The 20,753-nt window shown below is 60.4% G+C and carries 19 protein-coding genes; 13 read left to right on the forward strand and 6 right to left on the reverse strand.

Annotated elements, in window-relative coordinates:
- Positions 1 to 187 precede the first annotated feature (187 nt).
- Together rhtA and ACIQUF_RS24905 are read left to right on the forward strand one after the other, a co-directional pair.
- Positions 188 to 1,075 (forward strand): threonine/homoserine exporter RhtA, encoded by an 888-nt coding sequence (gene rhtA, locus ACIQUF_RS24900; protein ID WP_403136427.1) that lies wholly within the window; start codon positions 188 to 190, stop codon positions 1,073 to 1,075.
- A 189-nt stretch (positions 1,076 to 1,264) separates the two neighbouring features.
- Entirely contained in the window at positions 1,265 to 1,546 is a 282-nt protein-coding gene (locus ACIQUF_RS24905; protein WP_317662471.1) for a hypothetical protein, read from the forward strand.
- A gap of 53 nt (positions 1,547 to 1,599) precedes the next feature.
- Here ACIQUF_RS24905 and ACIQUF_RS24910 read toward each other — a convergent pair whose 3' ends face one another.
- Complete coding sequence (locus ACIQUF_RS24910; RefSeq protein ID WP_403136360.1) at positions 1,600 to 3,408, reverse strand: aminopeptidase P family protein; 1,809 nt, start codon at positions 3,406 to 3,408, stop codon at positions 1,600 to 1,602.
- A 220-nt stretch (positions 3,409 to 3,628) separates the two neighbouring features.
- Between ACIQUF_RS24910 and ACIQUF_RS24915 the strand changes: the two genes are divergently transcribed.
- Positions 3,629 to 4,747, forward strand: a complete 1,119-nt coding sequence (locus tag ACIQUF_RS24915) for a DUF3182 family protein (RefSeq protein WP_403136361.1) — start codon at positions 3,629 to 3,631, stop codon at positions 4,745 to 4,747.
- Complete coding sequence (locus tag ACIQUF_RS24920) at positions 4,731 to 5,501, forward strand: alpha/beta hydrolase family protein (RefSeq protein ID WP_403136363.1); 771 nt, start codon at positions 4,731 to 4,733, stop codon at positions 5,499 to 5,501. Before ACIQUF_RS24915 ends, ACIQUF_RS24920 begins: the two co-directional genes overlap by 17 nt.
- On the opposite strand, the gene ACIQUF_RS24925 is transcribed toward ACIQUF_RS24920, so the two are convergent.
- A complete protein-coding gene (locus tag ACIQUF_RS24925) occupies positions 5,480 to 5,860 on the reverse strand; it encodes an antibiotic biosynthesis monooxygenase (protein WP_403136364.1) in 381 nt (126 codons plus the stop codon). The genes ACIQUF_RS24920 and ACIQUF_RS24925 overlap by 22 nt on opposite strands.
- An 86-nt stretch (positions 5,861 to 5,946) precedes the next feature.
- Between ACIQUF_RS24925 and soxR the strand changes: the two genes are divergently transcribed.
- Positions 5,947 to 6,399: a redox-sensitive transcriptional activator SoxR gene (gene soxR / locus ACIQUF_RS24930; protein ID WP_403136366.1), complete on the forward strand. Its 453-nt coding sequence runs from the start codon at positions 5,947 to 5,949 to the stop codon at positions 6,397 to 6,399.
- A 20-nt stretch (positions 6,400 to 6,419) separates the two neighbouring features.
- Here the strand turns inward: soxR and ACIQUF_RS24935 are convergent, their stop codons facing one another.
- On the reverse strand, positions 6,420 to 6,983 hold the full coding sequence (locus ACIQUF_RS24935) for a helix-turn-helix domain-containing protein (RefSeq protein WP_403136367.1): 564 nt from the start codon (positions 6,981 to 6,983) through the stop codon (positions 6,420 to 6,422).
- 83 nt (positions 6,984 to 7,066) lie between these two features.
- Between ACIQUF_RS24935 and ACIQUF_RS24940 the strand changes: the two genes are divergently transcribed.
- The 7 genes from ACIQUF_RS24940 to ACIQUF_RS24970 all read left to right on the forward strand — a co-directional run bounded on the left by ACIQUF_RS24940 (position 7,067) and on the right by ACIQUF_RS24970 (position 14,219).
- Positions 7,067 to 8,011 carry a DMT family transporter gene (locus tag ACIQUF_RS24940; protein WP_403136369.1) on the forward strand — a complete coding sequence of 315 codons (945 nt, stop codon included), beginning with the start codon at positions 7,067 to 7,069 and terminating at the stop codon, positions 8,009 to 8,011.
- Positions 8,012 to 8,161: 150 nt separating this feature from the next.
- Positions 8,162 to 11,077, forward strand: a complete 2,916-nt coding sequence (locus tag ACIQUF_RS24945) for a monovalent cation/H+ antiporter subunit A (RefSeq protein WP_403136371.1) — start codon at positions 8,162 to 8,164, stop codon at positions 11,075 to 11,077.
- A complete protein-coding gene (locus ACIQUF_RS24950; protein ID WP_003250128.1) occupies positions 11,077 to 11,421 on the forward strand; it encodes a Na+/H+ antiporter subunit C in 345 nt (114 codons plus the stop codon). The genes ACIQUF_RS24945 and ACIQUF_RS24950 overlap by 1 nt, the downstream gene beginning before the upstream one ends.
- The gene (locus ACIQUF_RS24955) at positions 11,418 to 13,097 is read left to right on the forward strand and encodes a monovalent cation/H+ antiporter subunit D (protein WP_403136372.1); all 1,680 of its coding nucleotides are present in this window, start codon (positions 11,418 to 11,420) and stop codon (positions 13,095 to 13,097) included. The genes ACIQUF_RS24950 and ACIQUF_RS24955 overlap by 4 nt, the downstream gene beginning before the upstream one ends.
- Complete coding sequence (locus ACIQUF_RS24960; protein WP_403136374.1) at positions 13,094 to 13,582, forward strand: Na+/H+ antiporter subunit E; 489 nt, start codon at positions 13,094 to 13,096, stop codon at positions 13,580 to 13,582. The genes ACIQUF_RS24955 and ACIQUF_RS24960 overlap by 4 nt, the downstream gene beginning before the upstream one ends.
- Positions 13,579 to 13,857, forward strand: coding sequence for a K+/H+ antiporter subunit F (locus ACIQUF_RS24965; RefSeq protein WP_110639073.1), 279 nt, complete (start codon positions 13,579 to 13,581; stop codon positions 13,855 to 13,857). The genes ACIQUF_RS24960 and ACIQUF_RS24965 overlap by 4 nt, the downstream gene beginning before the upstream one ends.
- Positions 13,854 to 14,219: a Na+/H+ antiporter subunit G gene (locus ACIQUF_RS24970; protein ID WP_403136376.1), complete on the forward strand. Its 366-nt coding sequence runs from the start codon at positions 13,854 to 13,856 to the stop codon at positions 14,217 to 14,219. The genes ACIQUF_RS24965 and ACIQUF_RS24970 overlap by 4 nt, the downstream gene beginning before the upstream one ends.
- 54 nt (positions 14,220 to 14,273) lie before the next feature.
- Here ACIQUF_RS24970 and ACIQUF_RS24975 read toward each other — a convergent pair whose 3' ends face one another.
- From ACIQUF_RS24975 to ACIQUF_RS24985, 3 genes are all read right to left on the reverse strand, one after another.
- Positions 14,274 to 14,744 carry a hypothetical protein gene (locus ACIQUF_RS24975; protein WP_403136378.1) on the reverse strand — a complete coding sequence of 157 codons (471 nt, stop codon included), beginning with the start codon at positions 14,742 to 14,744 and terminating at the stop codon, positions 14,274 to 14,276.
- A 374-nt stretch (positions 14,745 to 15,118) separates the two neighbouring features.
- Positions 15,119 to 15,313, reverse strand: a complete 195-nt coding sequence (locus ACIQUF_RS24980) for a hypothetical protein (RefSeq protein ID WP_403136380.1) — start codon at positions 15,311 to 15,313, stop codon at positions 15,119 to 15,121.
- A gap of 185 nt (positions 15,314 to 15,498) precedes the next feature.
- Complete coding sequence (locus tag ACIQUF_RS24985) at positions 15,499 to 15,903, reverse strand: TraR/DksA C4-type zinc finger protein (protein WP_027596552.1); 405 nt, start codon at positions 15,901 to 15,903, stop codon at positions 15,499 to 15,501.
- Positions 15,904 to 16,397: 494 nt separating this feature from the next.
- On the opposite strand from ACIQUF_RS24985, the gene ACIQUF_RS24990 reads away from it, so the two are divergent.
- Positions 16,398 to 20,723 carry a hypothetical protein gene (locus ACIQUF_RS24990; protein ID WP_403136381.1) on the forward strand — a complete coding sequence of 1,442 codons (4,326 nt, stop codon included), beginning with the start codon at positions 16,398 to 16,400 and terminating at the stop codon, positions 20,721 to 20,723.
- The last annotated feature ends 30 nt before the right edge of the window (positions 20,724 to 20,753 follow it).

The following is a 20,753-nucleotide window of genomic DNA, read 5'->3' on the forward strand; positions in this document are numbered from 1 at the left end:
TAACTCATTGAATTTCAAGGAGTTTGTCGTTCCGATGTCGCTGGAAGTGGGGCGCATTATAAGGGGATTCGAAAGTGCGTCAAGGCTTAATTTCATAAACGTAAATAAAAAGAGCCTGCTTGCACCGCAGCACCGCAATTGCGCACTATATTGCACATCTGCCCTTCCACAGGAACGCCGCCTACACATGAACACCCAGCCCCGCAGCCTGGCCGTCACGCTCTTCCCCATAGGCCTGCTGCTTATTGCCATGGCATCGATTCAATCCGGCGCCTCATTGGCCAAAAGCATGTTCCCTATCATCGGCGCGCAAGGCACGACGACCCTGCGCCTGATTTTCGCCAGCATCATCATGCTGCTGATACTGCGCCCCTGGCGCGTGCGCATGACCGCCAGCACACTGCGCAATGTGATCATCTATGGCATGGCGCTGGGCGGCATGAACTTCCTCTTCTATATGGCACTGCAAACGACTCCGCTGGGAATCGCCGTAGCCCTGGAATTCACCGGCCCACTGGCGGTGGCGCTTTTTGCCTCGCGGCGCGCTATCGACTTCCTGTGGATTGCCCTGGCAGTTGCGGGCCTCTTGTTGCTGCTGCCTGTCGGGCATGGTGGCCAGCCGCTTGATCTGCTGGGCGCCGCGTATGCGCTCGGTGCGGGTGTATGCTGGGCCCTGTATATCCTTTTTGGCCAACGCGCTGGCGCGGAACATGGCATTCAGAGCGCGGCATTGGGCGTTGTGGTCGCCGCAATTTTTGTGGCGCCGATCGGGATCGTACATGCCGGCAGCGCACTGCTGACGCCCTCGGTCATACCGCTGGCCCTGGGCGTCGCCATTCTCTCGACTGCTTTGCCTTATAGCCTGGAGATGGTCGCTTTGACACGGATGCCAGCGCGTACATTCGGAACATTAATGAGCATCGAGCCCGCCATTGGCGCCCTGTCCGGCTTGTTGTTCCTGGGGGAACTGCTCAGTGTGACTCAATGGCTGGCAATTCTCGCCATCATCGCCGCGTCCGTAGGCGCTACGCTGTCCATGCGCAAGGAAACGAATCCCCCTGTTGCGGCCGACTGATTTGAGAAATAGTGTCATTTGAGACAACATTTGCCATTGTAGCGTCCCGCCTTGCTGATTAAGCTGTCACAAAATCATAATCTTTTAGCTATCTACTTGTGCGACACGGACGCTAGGGAAATTTCAGGAAGAACCGAAGCGATGACGACAGGGTCTGACGACTGATCACCCCTGCATTTAAGGACAGGAATGAAACGTATCTTGCTCATCCTGGCCGTCTTGGCCATTGCTGGATGTGCCGCGACCGCCAAGACCGAGGTCAAACAGGGGAAAAAGGGCCTGCATATCAATTGCTCCGGCCTCTCGTCATCGTGGGACAAGTGCTACAGCAAAGCTGCCACGTCCTGCAGCAAGCGCGGCTACAAAGTGATCGCGCGCTCCGGAGACACCGACGAAGAACCGGGTGATTACCTGTTCGGCATCAACCCCGCCGGTTATACCAGCCGCAGCATGATCGTCATCTGCAAATAAATCAAAAGGGCAGCCCGTGAGCTGCCCTTGTCATACTTGCCAATCTGGGCCAATCACAGCGATGTTGTGCGGGCTTCGAGCCAGGCCAGGGCATCGCCCGCCAGCAAAGGTGCAAGGCGATGCCTCACCGTTGCATGATAATGGTCAAGCCAATCCCGCTCTTCCTTCGTCAGCATGCTGGCAATCAGGCAACGGGTATCTATAGGGCACAGCGTCAGTGTCTCGAAATTGAGGAAGTCGCCAAATCCCGTCTTGCCCAACTCACGGTTGACCACCAGGTTCTCTATACGCACCCCCCAAGCACCTGGTCGATAAGTGCCTGGTTCGATCGAACTGATCATTCCCACCTGCATGGCAGTCTGCGGGGTGGTTGCAGCCTGGTAGGCGATAACTTGCGGACCTTCGTGCACATTCATGAAGTAACCAACGCCGTGACCGGTACCGTGGCCATAGTCGACCTGGTCCGCCCATATCGGCGCACGTGCGATTGCGTCAAGCAGCGGTGAGAGTATGCCGCGGGGAAACGTAGCGCGTGACAGCGCGATCATGCCCTTGAGCACCCGGGTGCAATCCTGCTTCTGCTCAAGTGTCGGAGTACCTACCGGCACCATTCGCGTAATGTCGGTGGTACCACCCAGATACTGCCCACCCGAGTCGATCAACAGCAAACCGTCGCCTTCGATCACTGCATGGGATTGTTCGGTGGCCCGGTAATGGGGCATCGCACCGTTGCCGTTGAATGCTGCAATGGTAGAAAAGCTAAGAGACACGAAATCTGGCCGACGCGCGCGCGCGGCGCTCAACTGCTCATCGATGGTCAGCTCGGTAATGACCTCCTTGCCCTGCTGCGCTTCAAACCAGGCGAAGAATTCACACAAAGCCGCACCATCCTGCTCCATGGCCTGCCGGATATGAGCCAGCTCGTCATCGCTCTTGCATGATTTGCTCAGCGTGGTCGGGTTGAGTCCTTCGATCAACTGGACCTTCGCATCCAGGTTATCCAACAGGCCGCAGGTCACCCGCGAGGGGTCCAACAGCAGTCGACTACCTGCGGTAATGCTTGCCAGTGTATTGGCCACCTCCGTGTAATCGCGCACTTCGATGCCATCGACCTGCAACACATGGCGCAAATGTTGATCAAGCTTTTCACCCCCGATGAACAAAGTCGCCTGGCTTTGGCTGATCAACGCAAAGGATACGAACACCGGGTTGTAGGAAACGTCACTGCCGCGCAAGTTGAACAGCCAGGCAATGTCATCCAAGGTCGCAATGAAGTGCCAATCCGCGCCCTTCTCCGCCAGGGTATTACGCAAACGGGCAAGCTTTTCAGCCCGGCTGACGGTGGCATGAGGGGGCAAGTGTTGATAAACAGGATTATTCGGCAGGGCCGGGCGCCCGTCCCAAACCTCTGCCAGCAAGTCATGATCAGTGCGCAACCGGATCTCGCGTGCTTTCAAACGCTCTTCAAGCTGACGCGCCGAAGCCAGTGCCATGACCGCGCCATCCACCGCCACGACCCCGGCAGCCCGAACGTTATCCCCCAGCCACTCAAGCGCACCCGATTTGCCCGGCAGCAGCTTCATCAGCTCGATACCACTCCCCGCCAGCTCCCTGTCGGCCTGCTCCCAATAACGGCTGTCAGCCCACAAACCAGCGAAGTCCGCAGTGACCACCAGCGTACCTACCGAACCATCAAACCCAGACAGCCACCGGCGCCCTTGCCAGTAACCCGGCAGGTATTCGGAAAGATGAGGGTCGGCCGAGGGCACCAGCAGGGCATCGACCCCCTCCCGGGCCATTACCTCGCGCACGCGCGCCAGGCGCTCGGGAACACTCTGCTCTATGGTGGTCTGAACGTTCATGCGCACTCCTGCGGTCACAACTTGGTTGATCCAGAGGCATGATAATGGAGCAGCCACCATCGCCCTGCAATCGCAACGGCCAAGTTACGGCATGCTATACCCATGACGCCGCCTGCAATCAAGACGCTTCCTACAGCCAGCCGGAGACCACCGATCACTTCCCGCTGAACTTCCCGCTTGTCGGGGCTTCACAACCAGTACATTCATTGCCGACAGGCAGATGCCCATGCCCAGCGCCTGTGAAGACAAGACTGGTGTCGTGCTGCTCGACACCCGCAAGCACACCCCGGAGCATGAACATGCAGTGCACTTGAAGCTGGCCAGTGGGCTGGCTGGGCTACTGGGCTGCACCCACGTTGATCCCGGCCAGCCTCCCACGGCAGCCGACAACTTCTATTACCTGCCTACCGAAACCTTGATCGACCTGCAACGCCATGCACCCTTGGGTATTTGCACCGAGCAGGACTTGTTCGGCGGCTTGGTCAGCCATCCTTACATGGCCACCAAGGCAATCTCACATCCATTGCCGGCCAATGCCAGCTTTCCACCGGGCTGGACCGATGCATTCGCATTACAAGCAAGCGATGCTCTGCTCCGCGGCTACACTGTTTTCAGCAAAGCCGACGCCCGCCGCGCCGCCCAGTTGCTGTTGGGTGACGGCCCTCTACGGCTCAAACCGGTTTTGGCCTGCGCCGGGCGCGGACAAAGGGTCATAAATGCTTTGGACGAGCTGGAACCCCTGCTGGCTGACATGGATGACCATGACCTGTCGCTATGGGGGTTGGTGCTTGAAGAGGACCTCCGTGAGGTAGAGACCTTCAGTGTCGGTCAGGTCCGTGTCGCCGGGCTGACCTGCAGCTATCACGGCACCCAGCAACTGACCCACGACCATCAGGGCACTGAAGTCTACGGGGGGTCCGACCTGGTCGTGGTACGCGGCGACTACCAGGCCCTGCTGCAACTCCCGCTTGAAGACCACCTGCGCCTGGCGATCAACCAGGCCATGACCTATGAACAGGCAGCCGAACGGCACTTTCCAGGGTTCATTGCCTCTCGACGCAACTACGACATCGCCCGCGGCAACACGCCGCAGGGCCATCTACGCAGCGGCGTGCTCGAACAATCCTGGCGACTGGGCGGGGCAAGCAGCGCAGAACTGCTGGCTTTGCAGGCTTTTGCCGAAGACCCGACACTGCAGCGGGTCCGTGCCTCCACCCATGAAGTGTTCGGTACGCCCGACCTTCCCACTGACGCCACCCTCTTCTACCAAGGAAACGACAGTGAACTCGGACAACTCAGCAAATTCGCGCGGATCCGCGAGCATGACCATTCAGAGTGAAACCATAGAGCTGCAGGTTGAAAACGACAGCATCGTCGGCACCCTGGTCAGCCCTGGCAGCAAGATGCCCGGCATTCTATTCGTGCATGGCTGGGGCGGAAGCCAGCAACGCGACCTGGCTCGGGCTCGCCATATCACTGGCTTGGGCTGTGTGTGCATGACCTTCGACTTGCGCGGCCACGAAAAGACCGAAAGCCAACGGCTCACGGTCACGCGGGAGCAGAATCTCAAGGACCTGCTTGCTGCATACGACCGCCTGGTCAACCACCCTGCGGTAGACAGTAGCGCGATCGCCATCATCGGCAGCAGCTACGGTGGCTACCTGGCCACCCTGCTCACCCTGCAACGTCCTGTGAAATGGCTGGCATTGCGAGTACCGGCGATGTACTGGGACGACGACTGGGACACACCCAAGCAAACACTCGACCGTCAGCGACTGAACGCATACCGCCAGCGCCTGCTCGGCCCAGCTGACAACCGCGCGCTAGCCGCTTGCGCGGAGTTCACCGGCGACGTCCTGCTGGTGGAGTCGGAACAGGACGACTACGTACCTCACACCACGCTGATGAGCTATCGCTCAGCGTTCGTCAGCGCCCATTCGCTCACTCACCGCATAGTCGATGGTGCCGACCACGCGCTTTCCAGCGAGCAAAGTCAAAAAGCCTACAGTTCGATACTGGCTTCGTGGATCGGCGAGATGGTGGTAGGTGCCCGCCTGGATCGCTATCCGCACTACGCGCCCTGGTATGCCTGAGACTCACCGACCTGGCAGTGCAGGCCGCCGTCGGCCGCGCGTACCAGGCTGCGCAGAGCTTGGTACGCGGCAAAATTGACGCTGCGCGCCTGGTGGCCACGCACCAGTTCGAGAAACGGCTCTTCGACAAAGCGCTCGGCTGCAGCTGCCCATGCCTGGCGCGACTGCCACTGCAAATACTGCAATACCCGGCTGCCGTCATCACTGGCCTGGATACTGACCCCTTGCAGGCCCGCGCAACGTGTGGCCAGCTCTTCGCTGCGCAGTACCAACGCATGAGCCAGGGCAGCCTGGCGCGAGGCAGGCACCTCATACTCGATCATCTGGGTGAACCACAGGGAATGCGGCGTGGCGGTCATGAATAGTCTCCTTGCTCCGGGCGCTTGCAGTGCGATGGCCTGCAGGGTAAAACCTCTAGTTAACTCAAGGTCAAGAGCTTTTTCACATGCCCGCATCCACTACTGTCGCTCCGGACAAGCTCCTCAGTGTCGGCCAACTGGCATCACGCAGTGGCGTAGCGGTGACCGCCCTGCACTTCTATGAAACCAAGGGGCTGATCCACAGCCTGCGCAACGCAGGCAATCAGCGTCGTTACCCGCGGGCGATGCTGCGCCGAGTGGCCGTGATCAAAATGGCGCAGCGCCTGGGCATCCCGCTGGCCGATATTGCTACGGCCTTGTCGGCATTGCCCAACGACCACATTCCTACGGCCGAGGACTGGCAACGGTTGTCGGAAGGTTGGCGTGCGGACCTCGACCGACGAATAGACGAGATGATTCGCCTACGCGATCAGCTGGACGGTTGCATTGGCTGCGGTTGCATGTCGCTAAAGGAGTGCCCGCTTCGCAACAAGCTGGATCACTTGGCTGATGAGGGGCCAGGGCCGCATCTGCCCTGAAAGCGCTGAAAGGCTACGACTCAAATCACCACATTGCGCACAAAGCGCGTAGGCACAGTGCCATCATTTCGGTAGGCGTAGCGGCAGTTGCTGGGAAACACATGAAACTGGCCAGCCTGAAGGCGATGCTCGACCCCTTCGATGATCAATGTCAGATGCCCTTCAGCCACATAAATCTGCTCACGCCAACCTTCAGCATCGGCTTCGCTGGAATAGCATTCGCCGGGTGCCAGCGTCCATTCCCAGATCTCCACCTCCCGCCGCGCACTGCTACTGGCCAGCAGTACCGCCTTGCTCTGCGGATGCTCGCCGGCCCAGGCCAATTCGTCGATGCGGCTGGTGTCGCGCTGATCGGGTGCCTGGATCAACGTGCTGAAGGCTACTCCCAACGCTTCGGCGATCAGGTCGAGCGTGGTCAAGCTGACATTCTTCTCGCCGGCTTCAATCGCCACCAACATGCGCCGGCTGACACCCGAGCGCTCAGCCAAGGCCGTCTGGCTCATGCCTGCGGCATTGCGCAGGCCTCGAACATTCAAACTGACATGCTGCAGCACCGAGGCACGGTGCGCGGAATCTTTGTGCACTATATTGCTCACTTATAGGGGTTGCGCAGTATACTGCCCACTTTGCGGCGATTGTGCGCCGCCCCCTTCGAGTGCGCAAGACCATGAGCCAACCGACCAGCAGCCCGCAGACCACCCTAACCTTTCGCCTGAGCAAGGCCGAGATGGTATTGGTGTTCATCACCATGCTGTGGGGTGGCACCTTTTTGCTGGTCCACAACGTGATGAGCGTGAGTGGCCCGATGTTTTTCGTCGGCTTGCGCTTTGCTGCCGCCGCGTTGTTCGTTGCAGTGGTCTCGGCACGCGCACTGTCGGGCCTGACCTTCATCGAACTGAAGGCCGGCGTGCTGATCGGCGCCTCCATCATGCTCGGCTACGGCCTGCAGACCATGGGCCTGCAGACCATCAGCAGCAGTCAGTCAGCCTTCATTACTGCGCTCTATGTGCCTTTCGTGCCGCTACTGCAGTGGTTGGTGCTTGGCCGCCGCCCGGGGCTGATGCCCAGCTTGGGAATCTGCCTGGCATTCTTCGGCCTGATGCTACTCGCAGGCCCCGAGGGCGGCAGCCTGCACTTCAGCGAAGGCGAAGTGGTGACGTTAGTAAGCGCGGTTGCCATCGCTGCCGAGATCATTCTGATCAGCCGCTTTGCCGGCCAGGTCGACGTGCGTCGCGTCACCGTGGTGCAGCTGGCGACTGCCTCATTGCTGTCTTTCCTGATGATGGTGCCGACCCAGGAGCGCATCCCCGACTTTTCCTGGTTGTTGGTACTCAGCGCACTTGGCCTGGGAGCCATGAGCGCGGTGATTCAGGTTGCGATGAACTGGGCGCAGAAATCGGTATCGCCCACCCGTGCCACATTGATCTACGCAGGGGAACCGGTGTGGGCCGGGATCGTTGGCCGTATCGCCGGCGAACGCTTGCCCGGCGTGGCATTGATCGGCGGGCTGCTGATCGTCATCGCGGTGATTGTCAGCGAACTGAAAATCCGCCGAACAAGCGCCGCAGAAGTAGAACCCGAAGTGCAAGGCGAGCGCGAAGTCGGCCTGTAAAATCGCCAATTGCGGCTATGCTCTGTAAAAAACTGTTATAAAAAAACAGCTTGTAACGCCCTGTTTGTATGATTCTGCGACAGCTTGCGTGTTGGTGATCAACTGCCTGGCACGTATGATCCTTGTCAAACCTTTCCAGAATAGAACGCTATGTCCTTGATAGTGCTACTGCTTCTGCCATTCGTGGGCAGTTGCCTGGCAGCCGTGCTGCCGCACAACGCGCGTAACGCCGAGTCCATACTCGCCGGGCTCGTGGCCTTGGTCGGCACCGTCCAGGTAGCACTGCTGTACCCTCAGATCGCCCACGGCGGTGTGATCCGCGAAGAGTTTCTCTGGCTGCCCAGTCTCGGCTTGAACCTGGTCCTGCGCATGGACGGTTTCGCCTGGCTTTTCTCCCTGCTGGTGCTGGGTATCGGCACTTTAGTGTCGCTGTATGCGCGCTACTACATGTCGCCACAAGACCCGGTGCCGCGCTTCTTCGCCTTCTTCCTGGCCTTCATGGGGGCCATGCTTGGCCTGGTGATCTCGGGCAACCTCGTGCAGCTGGTGTTCTTCTGGGAGCTAACCAGCCTGTTCTCGTTCCTGCTAATCGGCTATTGGCACCACCGCGCCGACGCCCGTCGCGGTGCCTACATGGCGTTGATGGTCACGGGCGCTGGCGGCTTGTGCCTGCTGGTCGGTGCACTGCTGCTCGGCCATGTGGTCGGCAGTTACGACCTGGACAAGGTCCTGGCGGCCGGCGACGCCGTTCGCCAGCACGCGCTGTATCCCGTGCTGCTGCCACTGATCCTGATCGGCGCACTGAGCAAGAGCGCGCAATTCCCCTTCCAGTTCTGGCTGCCCCACGCCATGGCGGCACCCACTCCGGTTTCTGCTTATCTGCACTCCGCGACCATGGTCAAGGCCGGGGTATTCCTGCTGGCGCGGCTATGGCCGGTGTTATCGGGCAGCGAAGAGTGGTTCTGGATTGTCGGCGGTGCTGGCGCCATTACCCTGCTGCTGGGCGCATTCGCGGCAATGTTCCAGAATGACCTCAAGGGTTTGCTGGCCTACTCCACCATCAGCCATCTGGGCCTGATCACCTTACTGCTGGGGTTGAACAGTCCGCTGGCAGCCGTCGCCGCCGTGTTCCACATTCTCAACCATGCCACCTTCAAGGCCTCTCTGTTCATGGCCGCCGGTATCATCGACCATGAAAGCGGCACCCGCGACATACGCCGCCTCAGCGGCCTGATCCGCCTGGTCCCCTATACCGCGACCCTGGCCATGGTAGCCAGCGCCTCAATGGCCGGCGTTCCGCTGATGAACGGTTTCTTGTCCAAGGAAATGTTCTTCGCCGAAACCGTATTCATTTCATCCACCGCCTGGGTCGAAGCGACGCTGCCTGTAATCGCCACCCTCGCCGGCACGTTCAGCGTCGCCTACGCCCTGCGCTTCACCGTTGACGTATTCTTCGGCCCTACCGCCCAAGATCTGCCGCACACTCCGCACGAGCCGCCACGCTGGATGCGCGCGCCGGTCGAGCTGCTGGTGCTCACTTGCCTGGTGGTGGGCATTTTCCCCGCCCAGTCGGTCGGCCCCTTACTGGCAGCTGCTGCCCTGCCCGTGGTGGGCGGCACGCTCCCGGAATACAGCCTGGCCATCTGGCACGGCTGGAACGCCCCGCTGATGATGAGCCTGGTCGCCATGAGCGGCGGTATCGTGCTTTACCTGCTGCTGCGCAACCAACTGCGCCTTGGCCGGTTCCCTTACCCACCACTGATCGAGCACTTCAACGGCAAGCGCCTGTTCGAGCATGGCCAGGTACGCTTGATGCTGCTGGCCAGGCGCATCGAAGGCCTGCTCACGACTCGCCGCCTGCAGTCGCAGTTGTTCATGCTGGTGCTGGCGGCCTTCCTCGCTGGCCTGACGCCGCTGCTGTACAGCGGTTTGAGCTGGGGCGATCGGCCAAAAATCCCAGGTTCCGGCGTATTCGTCGCGCTCTGGCTGATTGCAATCGCCTGCGCCATCGGCGCTGCCTACCAGGCCAAGTACCACCGTTTGGCGGCACTGATCATGGTCGGCGTCTGCGGCCTGATGACGTGTATCACCTTCGTCTGGTTCTCCGCCCCGGATCTGGCCTTGACCCAGCTGGTGGTCGAAGTGGTTACCACAGTGCTGATCCTGCTCGGCCTGCGTTGGCTGCCACGGCGAATCGAAGGCGTCTCGCCGCTGCCCGGCAGCCTCGACCGCGCCCGTGTGCGCCGCCTGCGCGACCTCTTGCTGGCAGTTCTGGTCGGCGGCGGCATGGCACTGCTGTCCTACGCCATGCTGACTCGGCCAACGCCGAATGACATCTCGTCCTTCTACCTGAGCCGGGCGCTGCCTCAGGGCGGAGGGACCAATGTGGTCAACGTGATGCTGGTGGATTTCCGCGGCTTCGACACGCTAGGCGAAATCACCGTGCTGGTGGCCGTGGCCCTCACCGTATTCGCTCTGCTGCGCCGCTTCCGCCCGCCCAAGGAAAGCATGCAACTGCCGGCCCAGCAACGCCAACTGGCACCGGACGTGGTCACCGACCTGATCAACCCACGCCACGCCGCCGACACCGCCCTGGGCTTCATGATGGTGCCTGCCGTGTTGGTGCGCCTGCTTCTGCCAATCGCAGTACTGGTTTCGATGTACTTGTTCATGCGTGGCCACAACCAGCCCGGCGGGGGCTTTGTCGCGGGCCTGGTAATGTCCGTGGCCTTCATACTCCAGTACATGGTTGCCGGCACCCAATGGGTCGAGGCGCAGATGAGCCTGAGACCGCTGCGCTGGATGGGCACCGGCCTGCTGTGCGCGACCCTGACGGGGGCAGGCGCCATGTTGCTGGGCTATCCGTTCCTCACCACCCATACCGCCCACCTGCACTTGCCGTTGCTCGGCGACCTGCACGTGGCCAGCGCACTGTTCTTCGATATCGGCGTGTACACCGTTGTGGTCGGCTCGACCCTGCTGATTCTCACCGCCCTGGCGCACCAGTCGGTACGCGCCTATCGTCCGGGCAGTTCGCCGAAATCCAGCCAAGCAGGAGCCGCCTGATGGAAGAAGTCATTGCAGTCGCCATCGGGGTACTGGCCGCATCCGGCGTGTGGCTGATCCTGCGCCCGCGAACCTACCAGGTGATCATGGGCCTGTGCCTGCTGTCGTATGGGGTCAACCTGTTCATTTTCAGCATGGGCAGCCTGTTCATCGGCAAGGAGCCGATCATCAAGGATGGCGTGACCCAGGACCTGCTGCATTACACCGACCCGCTGCCCCAGGCGCTGGTGCTCACCGCTATCGTCATCAGCTTCGCCATGACGGCCTTGTTCCTGGTGGTACTGCTGGCATCGCGCGGCCTGACCGGCACCGACCACGTGGATGGCCGGGAGCGTGACGAATGAGTGTGATGAGCCAACTGATCGTCGCCCCCATCCTGCTACCCCTGGTGACTGCAGCGGTGATGCTGCTGCTGGGCGAGAAGCATCGGCAGATAAAAGCACGCCTCAACCTGCTGTCGACCTTCGGCGGCTTGGCCATCGCCATCAGTCTGCTGCTGTGGGTGCGCACCCAGGGCCAGGCCGAATCCATTGGCGTCTACCTCCCAGGCAACTGGCCCGCGCCGTTCGGTATCGTATTGGTGCTGGACCACCTTTCGGCGCTGCTGCTGACCCTGACCGGGGTCATCGGAATCAGCGCCCTGCTGTTCGCTCGCGCCCGCTGGGATAGCGCCGGTGCCAGCTTCCATGCCTTGTTCCAGATCCAGCTGATGGGCCTCTATGGCGCCTTCCTGACAGCCGACTTGTTCAACCTGTTCGTCTTTTTCGAAGTACTGCTGGCCGCCTCCTACGGCCTGCTGCTGCATGGGTCGGGGCGGGCACGGGTGCGCGCCGGGCTGCACTACATCGCCATCAACCTGTTCGCCTCGTCGCTTTTTCTAGTGGGCGCGGCAATGCTCTACGGGGTGACCGGCACGCTGAACATGGCTGACCTGGCACTGAAAGTCCCATTGGTTCCAGAGGCCGACCGTGGTCTGCTGCACGCCGGGGCAGCGATCCTGGCAATAGCGTTTCTGGCCAAGGCCGGTATCTGGCCGCTGAACTTCTGGCTGGTTCCGGCCTATGCCTCTGCCAGTGCGCCAGTGGCTGCCTTGTTCGCCATCATGACCAAGGTCGGCCTGTATGCCGTGCTACGCCTTTGGACCCTGCTGTTCTCCGGTCAGGCTGGCGCTTCGGCACATTTTGGCGGTCAATGGCTGATCTACGGCGGGCTGGTCACCCTGGCATTGGCCGCCGTATCGATACTGGCCGCGCAACGCCTGGAGCGCATGGCCGCCCTGAGCATTCTGGTTTCCGCAGGCACGTTGCTCGGCGCAGTCGGGTTTGCCCAACCAGCATTGACCGGCGCTGCGCTGTTCTACCTGGTGAACTCGACCCTGGCACTGTGCGCGCTGTTCTTGCTCGCCGAACTGGTCGAGCGCTCGCGCTCGGCCAATGAAGCGCCGCTGGACGATGAAGAAGAGCCCATCCCTTCGCCACTCGAATCGCTGCACCCACCCAAAGGCATCAACCTCGACGATGAGCAAAAGGCCGTGATCGGCCAGATCATCCCCTGGACCATGGCTTTCCTTGGCCTCAGCTTCATCGCTTGCGCACTACTGATCATCGGCATGCCACCGCTGTCGGGCTTCGTCGGCAAGCTGAACCTGATCAGCGCGCTGTTCAACCCGCTTGGGTTGGGCGTGCCTGCTGAGCAACCCTTGTCCATTGCCGGCTGGGCGCTGGTTACCCTGCTGGTACTATCGGGCATGGCCTCACTGATTGCCTTCGGGCGAGTAGGCATCCTGCGTTTCTGGAAGCCTGAAGAGCGCCCTTCACCACTGTTGCGTCGCTACGAATGCCTGCCCATCGTCATTCTGCTCGGGCTTTGCATCATTCTCAGCTTCAGGGCTGAACCGTTGCTGCGTTACACCCAGGACACCGCCGCCAGCCTGCAATCGCCTGACACCTATATCAAAGCCGTGATGTCTGCGCGTCCCGTTCCGGGGCCGACCACGATGGACGTGGAGGTGCAGCCATGAAGCGGCTATTCCCCGCGCCATTGCTGTCCATTGCGCTGTTTGTGCTGTGGCTGCTACTCAACCTATCGGTCAGTCCCGGCAACCTGTTGCTCGCCGCCGCGCTCGCTATCTTCGCCCCTGTGCTGATGGCCCCCCTGCGCCCGCAACATGCCCATGTGCGCCGACCGCTGGTGGTGGCAAGGTTGATTGGCCGAGTGGGGATCGATGTCATCCAGTCCAATTTTCACGTGGCGATTGGCGTGTTGCGCGCACGGCAAAGGCCACCACGCTCGGCCTTTGTGCACATTCCTCTGGACCTGCGCGACGCCCATGGCCTTGCTGCGCTTTCGATGATTACCACCGTGGTCCCCGGCACGGTCTGGTCGGAACTGGCCCTGGACCGCAGCGTACTCCTGCTGCATGTATTCGATCTGGAGGATGAGGCGTCCTTCATCGAGCACTTCAAACACACTTACGAGCACCCGCTGATGGAGATCTTCGAATGACAGGCCTGCTCGCCAACGCAGTCCTCGCCAGCCTGTTCATCTTTGCTCTGGCGATGGGGCTGGCGTTAATTCGGCTGTTCCGCGGCCCCTCCGCCCAGGACCGTGTACTGGCGCTGGACTACCTCTACATTCTGGGCATGCTGATGATGTTGGTACTGGGCATTCGCTATGCCAGTGACACGTACTTCGAAGGTGCGCTGCTAATAGCCCTATTCGGCTTTGTCGGCTCGTTCGCCCTGGCCAAATTCCTGCTGCGTGGCGAGGTAATCGAATGAATGAAGCACTGGTACTGCCGCTCTGGCTTGAACTTGTCACTGCCGCCCTGCTATTGATCGGCAGCCTGTTTGCCCTGGTTGGCGCCATCGGTTTGCTGCGCCTCAAGGACTACTTCCAGCGCATGCACCCCCCCGCACTGGCCTCAACCATCGGCGCCTGGTGCGTGGCATTGGCTTCGATCCTGTACTTTTCGTGGCTTAAGCAGAGCCCGGTGCTGCATGCCTGGCTGATCCCTATCCTGCTGTCGATCACAGTGCCGGTCACCACGCTGCTATTGGCAAGGGCAGCGCTGTTCCGCAAACGCATGTCCAAGGAACCGGTCCCGGAAGAGGTCAGCAGCCGTCGAGATCACGGTAACTGACAAGCTAAGCTCAACCTTGGGTGAGGCGCTGCCGGGGCAACGCTTCACGTCAGCTCACTCGCTGGCCTTGAAGGTGGTCAGCTCGCCCTTGCGCCATTTCGCAACCTTGCCCGTCACGGCCTTGAGCAGTTTGCCCAGCCCTTCTTGCACTTGCTGCTGAGCGGCGAATACCAGCATCACGCCCTGGCCTTCGCGGAACACGATGCCCTCACCTTCGGGCACGGAAACAAATGCGTAGTCACCTACGCCATAAACATTCAACTTGATCTCGCGAAAGCGCATTTCCAGTTTGCCGCCCTCACGGCTGGGCAATACGGCTGCACGGAAATGATCGCCAACCTTCAACTCCAGGCGTTGCTTGTCATCGACCACCAAGGCACTGTCGGTATCGATTTCGGCCATGTACAGGCCTTCAGGGTTTTGCTCGGTGACATAGACGAAACGGCCCTGAAACAGCTTGGCCAACTTGCCGCGCAGGTCGCCCAAAGCGAACAGTGCGTGGGTATCCAGAGTACTGACTGCCAATGAAGTAATCCTCAAAGCGATGACATCCGCTCTCACTCGGAATCGGTGATGCGCGGTCAATTCAATTCGGTAGGCGAAAAGAGTAATAGTTCGACGTGCCATACGTCTGCGCCTGCTGCCGACACAGCTCGCAGGAAACTTTACTCTGGCTTGCCAGACCTGACCTAAACAGGAGCTATTAGACATATTCCCAAGCGGGATACGTAATGCCTTACAACGAATTCGCAAGGACAAATGAGATAAAGATCAGTAGACCCACCGAAGCGTCGGGCCATGAAATCCATCAGCGTATGGCTGAAGCAGAAATATGCACGAAAACACTGAAATCCGTCGAGAGGCAATCAACATTTCTTGCCGTTGATACACGCCGATACTCAGGCGGCCCTCCCCTTGTCCAACTGGCGCAGCCAGGCCGCCTGACATTCCAGCGCCTCGTCACGCGTGGCAAATGCCGTGCCCCGGCGCTCGCCGTTGAGCAACACCACCCAACAAACCCTCCTGCCCATCGCCTGCAGGGTCGCAGGCACACCTGAGCCAATCATCACGGCTACATCGACTCGGCTTTTCATCATTCCCTCCGGAATTTAATTAGCAACCTAACGATGTAGCCATCATACCCGCGTCAACACGCAGGAAACAGTCAACTCCGGTAGAGCAGTCTTGCGCAAACCACAACGATCGCATGCCTGCGCAGGCCGAGAAAACGCAAAAAGCCCCAAGGATTGCTCCAAGGGGCCTGGGCACGCAACGCTCGTCAAACCTGGCGTTGGTGACGATCAAGCTGTTCGTGGCGCTCCTGGGCTTCGATGCAGTACTTGGTGGTCGGGCTGATCAGCAAGCGCTTCAGGCCAATCGGCTCACCGCTGTCATCGCACCAACCGAAGCTCTCGTCGGCGATACGGTCCAGGGCCATTTCCAGCTGAGGCAACAAACGCTGGTCACGATCGATAGCGTTGACCAGCCAGCTGCGTTCTTCCTCGACCGAAGCCACGTCGGCAGGATCCGACGGGGTGTCCAGGCCTTCGATGGTGGCACGGCTCAGCTCGATGCGCTCATGGGTTTCGACTTTCATCGACTGCAACAGGCCCGTGAAGAAAGCCAGTTGATCAGCGTTCATGTAGTCATCGGCCGACATGGCCAGCAACTGTTCCTTGGTCATCGATTTCTCTATGAAAAAATGTGCATTTGGGGCGATTCGGGTGTCGCCGACGCCTCGGCATCGGTAACGAAATTTTTCAAGCGCCAATTGGCACTCTTTTACAGGGGGCGGCAGTCTAAGGCTCCACGCGGCAACGGGCAATACATATGAAGGAGGAATTGGCTGAAAGGGTGAGTAATCCGCCCATTGGCGCGGTAGCCCGCTAACGCCAAGAAACCCGTCACCGGCGGTCTGATGGCTGCTTTCTTAGCGCCAAGGTCCAGGTCATGTCTGAAAACGCACACCCTCGCTTATCCCGCTCCACCACCCTGGAATGTAAGGTTGCGCGACGCTTTACCGATCGGCCCGCTCTGCTTGACACTGCCGATGCGATGTTGCTTGAACGATGGCCCAAACACCTTCCGGAGGATCCGCACAACCCACTCTTACTCTTTCTGGCGAGCCACCAGGCCAATTCCGGGGCGCTCTGGATTCGCCCACTTTCACAAGTACTGGTGGAACGCTATTGCCAACGCAGTACGCTCAATCTCTGCACGGGTGACGACTACCTCACCACCCATGTGGACGCCGATCCCGCCTGGCGGGTCGATATCGACCTGCACGCCGTCGAAACGTTGATCAACGAGGCCGCTCCTTTGCTGGTGGATAGCTACAAGCAGTCGCTCACAGGCTATTGGAGCCGCTTCGATACCAGCGGGACCACACCCTGGGCATGGTACGGCGAATTTCTGCGCAATCAACTGAAAACGGCGCTCGATACGCACCGTGACACGGGCAGCCTGAAAGGCTTCGCCCTCGCGGCCGCGGGGTTGGTGCATAGCCATCCTGACACTCACGCCCGCAGCGCCTGGAACAACACCGACGGGCTAAAGGTCTCGCACCTTGCGGTGGACCTTTCGGCGGCTGGGATTCTCGACCCCGACCTGTCCAGCGCCCTGCTCATCGAACACGCAGACGCAGAACCTGCACGCGAGATCACGCTTCTCTACACGCTCACAGGCAAACTGCATATCTTCGGCTCCCGCCACGAGCTGCTGGAGAGCATCGCCCGCTACTGGCCCAGAAGCGCGGAGATGGCACCCTATACGGTCACCATCTCCGCGCTTCACGAAGACGCATTCGAGGCTCAGGCGCTGGGCCTGCTCGACCAGCAACTACGTGTCATCGAGCACCTGGCCAATCTTTACCAGACCAGGCTGGGGGCACTCAACATGAACCTGGAGCTGGACCGGCTGACCTCGATGCTCAACCTGTGCAGCGATGCCGAGGCGATCCAGCGGCACTCCCTGTCGGAGCAGCTGCCTGACTGGTTGCGCAATGCCGACAGTCGCCCGCTCTTGCGCTACGGCGACCTGTTGCTCGATGTTGCCGAGGACTACCAGAACGCCGAGGGCAAATTCTGGTTGGACGGGATAGACAACGCCGAGACGTTCAGCAACCGCCAGTTGACCGCCCGCTTCGAAGCAGACCATCCGGGCAATACGCTCGAAGCCACGCAGGTGCGGGTGATCAATCACCAGACCACCGCTACCGCTGCCGCAGGCCAAGGCACGATCGTCACCTCCGGCGAGGTGACGCCCGTCAGCTTTACCTTGGCCCAACTGGCCATCGGCAACCTCGGCCTGCTCAAGCCAGGCCGTGTGGAGCTGCTGTCCACCACCGCCGAGCCGTTGCCGGCATGGCTGGATGAAACCTATCTGCGCACCGTTATCACCGAACTGGACATCGGCGCCGCCTACCCCGCGCTGCTAAGACGTGAACTGCTGGCAGACTCGCCCCAACGCGGGGCCCGCCAGCGCCTGCTGTTGAAGCAACTGCGCAGCCAGCTGCCCGCCCTGGCACAGGAGTTATATCTGCGCGGCACACTACCCGACGGCAATGCCTCCGGGCACATTGCCGAGGTGTTCCGCCCTTTTACCGATGATGATTCACAGCGCTGGATCATGCGTCCACTGGGGTTCATCAAGGCTCCCGGCTCCACCGTCGATCATCCTCGCAATACCTGGCTGATCGAGCCCCGGACGCCCGTTGCCGAAGCTTGTCTGCTGTACCGCCCGTTACATACCGACACGTTGCTGCAGTTCAAGGACCGGATGGCACTGTTCGACGCCATCAGTACGCCTGGCAAACTCCAGGACGATCTCCTGCAACGCTTGCCTGAAGAAGTCCAACGGTTCTATGCCCACGGTGGTTTTCTCGAGCCGCATCTGTTTACAGTCTTGACCGACACCAGCGCCATCCCATTCAGCACACCTGCGCCAGTTGAGCTGGCACAGGAGGCGCCGGTCCACGACCCGGGCGAAGCGCTCTATCTGGCCTGTGTCAAAGAATCGGTCGACAACTTCGAGGACCACGCGTCGACCAGCGCTCAAACCCGCTGGGCGCGCTGGAAAGAATTGGGATTGCTGCTGTTCAACACGCTGCTGCCGCTGGCGGGCGCTACCTTGGGCAAGGTGGCGTGGCTCGCTCAGATGGAGGTCGCATTGAGCGAGTATGCCGATTCCGATGCCAGCAGCAATCCTACGGGACATCGCTTGGCACTGGTCAACCTGCTGGTCAATATCAGCCTGTTGCTATTTTCCCATTCGATTTTCCGCCTTCGCGTCGAGCAGGGGGAGCCGCCCGCCTTCCCCGGCCCAGTCATTGCCAGCGAAACCCCACGACTACCAGCCTCAATGCTTCCCGACGTGGAAACCGCCGCTACCAGCCAAATCGACTTCAGCTGGTCACGCCCGGGTCTCCTGCTCTCAGCCAACCAACGCACCGCACTGCAGGCGCTGCGATCGAGCATCTCGCCCAGCGTACTGGGGAGCACGATCCCTGCGGGGCCATTGCGCGGGATGTATTTGCATGGTGTCAAAACGTACGCACTGCTGGACGGCGAAGTGTTTGAGGTAGCGGTCGATCTTTCGCGCAACCAGCCGCGCATCGTTGGCCCGGACCTGACTCCAGGCCCCTGGCTACTGCGGGACGAAATCGGTCGCTGGCGCGTGGACCTGAGCCTGCGGCTCAAGGGCGGCATGCCCTTGTCTGAAGATATCCGCAGGCTTCAGCTGGAAAAGGAAAACGCACTGAGTGCCGTTAATGAACGGATACGGGCTGACAAGGAGGATTTCCCAAACAGAATCAAACAACAGGCCACCATCGAAAGCCTGGTATCCGCCGCCCGCGACGATGCCACACTGAAGACGTGCCAGGAAAAGATCAAGGCCCTTTCCGCGTTCTGGACTACCCATATCGAGCACCTGCAAACCCGCAACGGCCTGCAACCGTTGAAGCACTTCAAAGTGGTCCATGCCCAAGCCCTGTATCAGGACAGCTATTGTCAGCGTGTTTTGCGCAAGATCTTGTACATGCGCTACCAGCCTGACCGCGAACAGCTACTGCAACTTGCCAACGAACAGGCATCAGGCCAGGAGCTCACCGAAAGCGACGCACTTATCGCCGCCGCCCGCCTGGACCGGCTTGCACCGCTGATCGATGAGATGATCGAAAATAATACTCACCTGAGGCAGTGCCAGGATGGGTTGACCAAGCTGGCGACCCTGCATCAACCCGAAATTCTGAAGTGGCGCGACCTGGCCAACGAAATACCTGCCACGCAGGAGCGCGACCTGACTCTGCGGTGCCTGCGTATCGAAGGGTTGATCAACCGTCTGAGCCTGGTCCATGGGCTACCTGCAGAAGCGGCGCACTGGCGGGACCGGTTCTGGGACACGTTCCAGCTGGCCATCGCCCAACGCACCAAATTGTTGACGCTGGGGAAGATCGACCAGGAAGTCATGGCAAGGATATTGCGCAATATCCTCGAGCAGTTCCAGGCGGCCGCACGTAATTTGAACCACATGATCGAGCAAATCGAAGATGTCGCCGCGCTACAGACCGCTCACACGCTGCAAGCACAGTTGGACTGGATCCTGACGCGCATCCGCAAGGAGGTGGCCGAGCTGCCGGAGTACCCGCCGGTGAGCACCTTCCAGCAATTGCGCAACAAAGTTCCTGGGCTGATCGAAACCACCGAGAGTGGGCTGCTGCTGGCCGAACCGCGCAGCGACGACGCCAATACCTTTGACGTTGCAGCACCCGACAACAAGATGCCTGCCCGCACCTTCCGCCTCGCTGAAGGTGAGTACGTCGAGAACAGGCCTGCCAGCGTCCAGCTCCGCCCCACCGCACGCAGCCTCAAACGCCTTCTCAAAGACAGCGACCAGCTGATGAAGGACGCCCGTGACAAGGTCGCCAAACTAAGCCTAGAAGTGGCTAGCTACTGGCCTGGTGACATTGAATACCTGGTGCTGGATCAGCGTAAGCGGCTACTCACCGAGGTCGAGGCTATCGAGTCACGCTTGACTGCCGACAACGAGACAGACGAGGCCGCGGTCGGCAAGGATGCCGAGCTGGTGGCGCGCGCCTTGCGCCTGCTGGCCAGTGAACTCCAGGCGCAAGCCACGCAGCTGCGTATCGTGGCAGCCATTGCGCAACCGCCACGCATGGGTGACGTCATCTTTCTGCTGGAACAGAACCAGATCAAGATCACCGCAGTGGGCACACGCACACGGCTGGCCAAGCTCAAAGGCAGGCCTGCGGACTTTCTCGACGAGTACCTGATCAGTCACCAGGACCAAGCGCTGTGGTACGCCCACTTTCACTACCCGGCGATGAGCACGGCCAAGGCCGACTTCACCGCTGGCCACCTCAAAACCGCCGCACAACGCTTCATGCGAGGCAAACACTACACGGACAGCAATGGACGCACGGTAGACGTGTACCGCGCACCGATCACCGGGGCAAAGGCTGCGCGGTATTTTTTCACTCTCTGAAGCGAACGGCGCGGCCCATGCCGCGCCCTT

The organism is Pseudomonas sp. NPDC090233 (assembly GCF_044772285.1).
Classification (GTDB): Bacteria; Pseudomonadota; Gammaproteobacteria; order Pseudomonadales; family Pseudomonadaceae; genus Aquipseudomonas.

What these genes read in the sequence shown, in the direction of transcription:
- ACIQUF_RS24960 (WP_403136374.1), top strand. Translation starts at nt 13,094, where the DNA reads ATGAAGCGGCTATTCCCCGCGCCATTGCTGTCCATTGCGCTGTTTGTG.
- rhtA (WP_403136427.1), top strand. Translation starts at nt 188, where the DNA reads ATGAACACCCAGCCCCGCAGCCTGGCCGTCACGCTCTTCCCCATAGGC.
- ACIQUF_RS24920 (WP_403136363.1), top strand. Translation starts at nt 4,731, where the DNA reads ATGACCATTCAGAGTGAAACCATAGAGCTGCAGGTTGAAAACGACAGC.
- ACIQUF_RS24915 (WP_403136361.1), top strand. Translation starts at nt 3,629, where the DNA reads ATGCCCATGCCCAGCGCCTGTGAAGACAAGACTGGTGTCGTGCTGCTC.
- soxR (WP_403136366.1), top strand. Translation starts at nt 5,947, where the DNA reads ATGCCCGCATCCACTACTGTCGCTCCGGACAAGCTCCTCAGTGTCGGC.
- ACIQUF_RS24970 (WP_403136376.1), top strand. Translation starts at nt 13,854, where the DNA reads ATGAATGAAGCACTGGTACTGCCGCTCTGGCTTGAACTTGTCACTGCC.
- ACIQUF_RS24980 (WP_403136380.1), bottom strand. Translation starts at nt 15,313, where the DNA reads ATGAAAAGCCGAGTCGATGTAGCCGTGATGATTGGCTCAGGTGTGCCT.
- ACIQUF_RS24925 (WP_403136364.1), bottom strand. Translation starts at nt 5,860, where the DNA reads ATGACCGCCACGCCGCATTCCCTGTGGTTCACCCAGATGATCGAGTAT.
- ACIQUF_RS24985 (WP_027596552.1), bottom strand. Translation starts at nt 15,903, where the DNA reads ATGACCAAGGAACAGTTGCTGGCCATGTCGGCCGATGACTACATGAAC.
- ACIQUF_RS24955 (WP_403136372.1), top strand. Translation starts at nt 11,418, where the DNA reads ATGAGTGTGATGAGCCAACTGATCGTCGCCCCCATCCTGCTACCCCTG.
- ACIQUF_RS24945 (WP_403136371.1), top strand. Translation starts at nt 8,162, where the DNA reads ATGTCCTTGATAGTGCTACTGCTTCTGCCATTCGTGGGCAGTTGCCTG.
- ACIQUF_RS24965 (WP_110639073.1), top strand. Translation starts at nt 13,579, where the DNA reads ATGACAGGCCTGCTCGCCAACGCAGTCCTCGCCAGCCTGTTCATCTTT.
- ACIQUF_RS24950 (WP_003250128.1), top strand. Translation starts at nt 11,077, where the DNA reads ATGGAAGAAGTCATTGCAGTCGCCATCGGGGTACTGGCCGCATCCGGC.
- ACIQUF_RS24905 (WP_317662471.1), top strand. Translation starts at nt 1,265, where the DNA reads ATGAAACGTATCTTGCTCATCCTGGCCGTCTTGGCCATTGCTGGATGT.
- ACIQUF_RS24940 (WP_403136369.1), top strand. Translation starts at nt 7,067, where the DNA reads ATGAGCCAACCGACCAGCAGCCCGCAGACCACCCTAACCTTTCGCCTG.
- ACIQUF_RS24910 (WP_403136360.1), bottom strand. Translation starts at nt 3,408, where the DNA reads ATGAACGTTCAGACCACCATAGAGCAGAGTGTTCCCGAGCGCCTGGCG.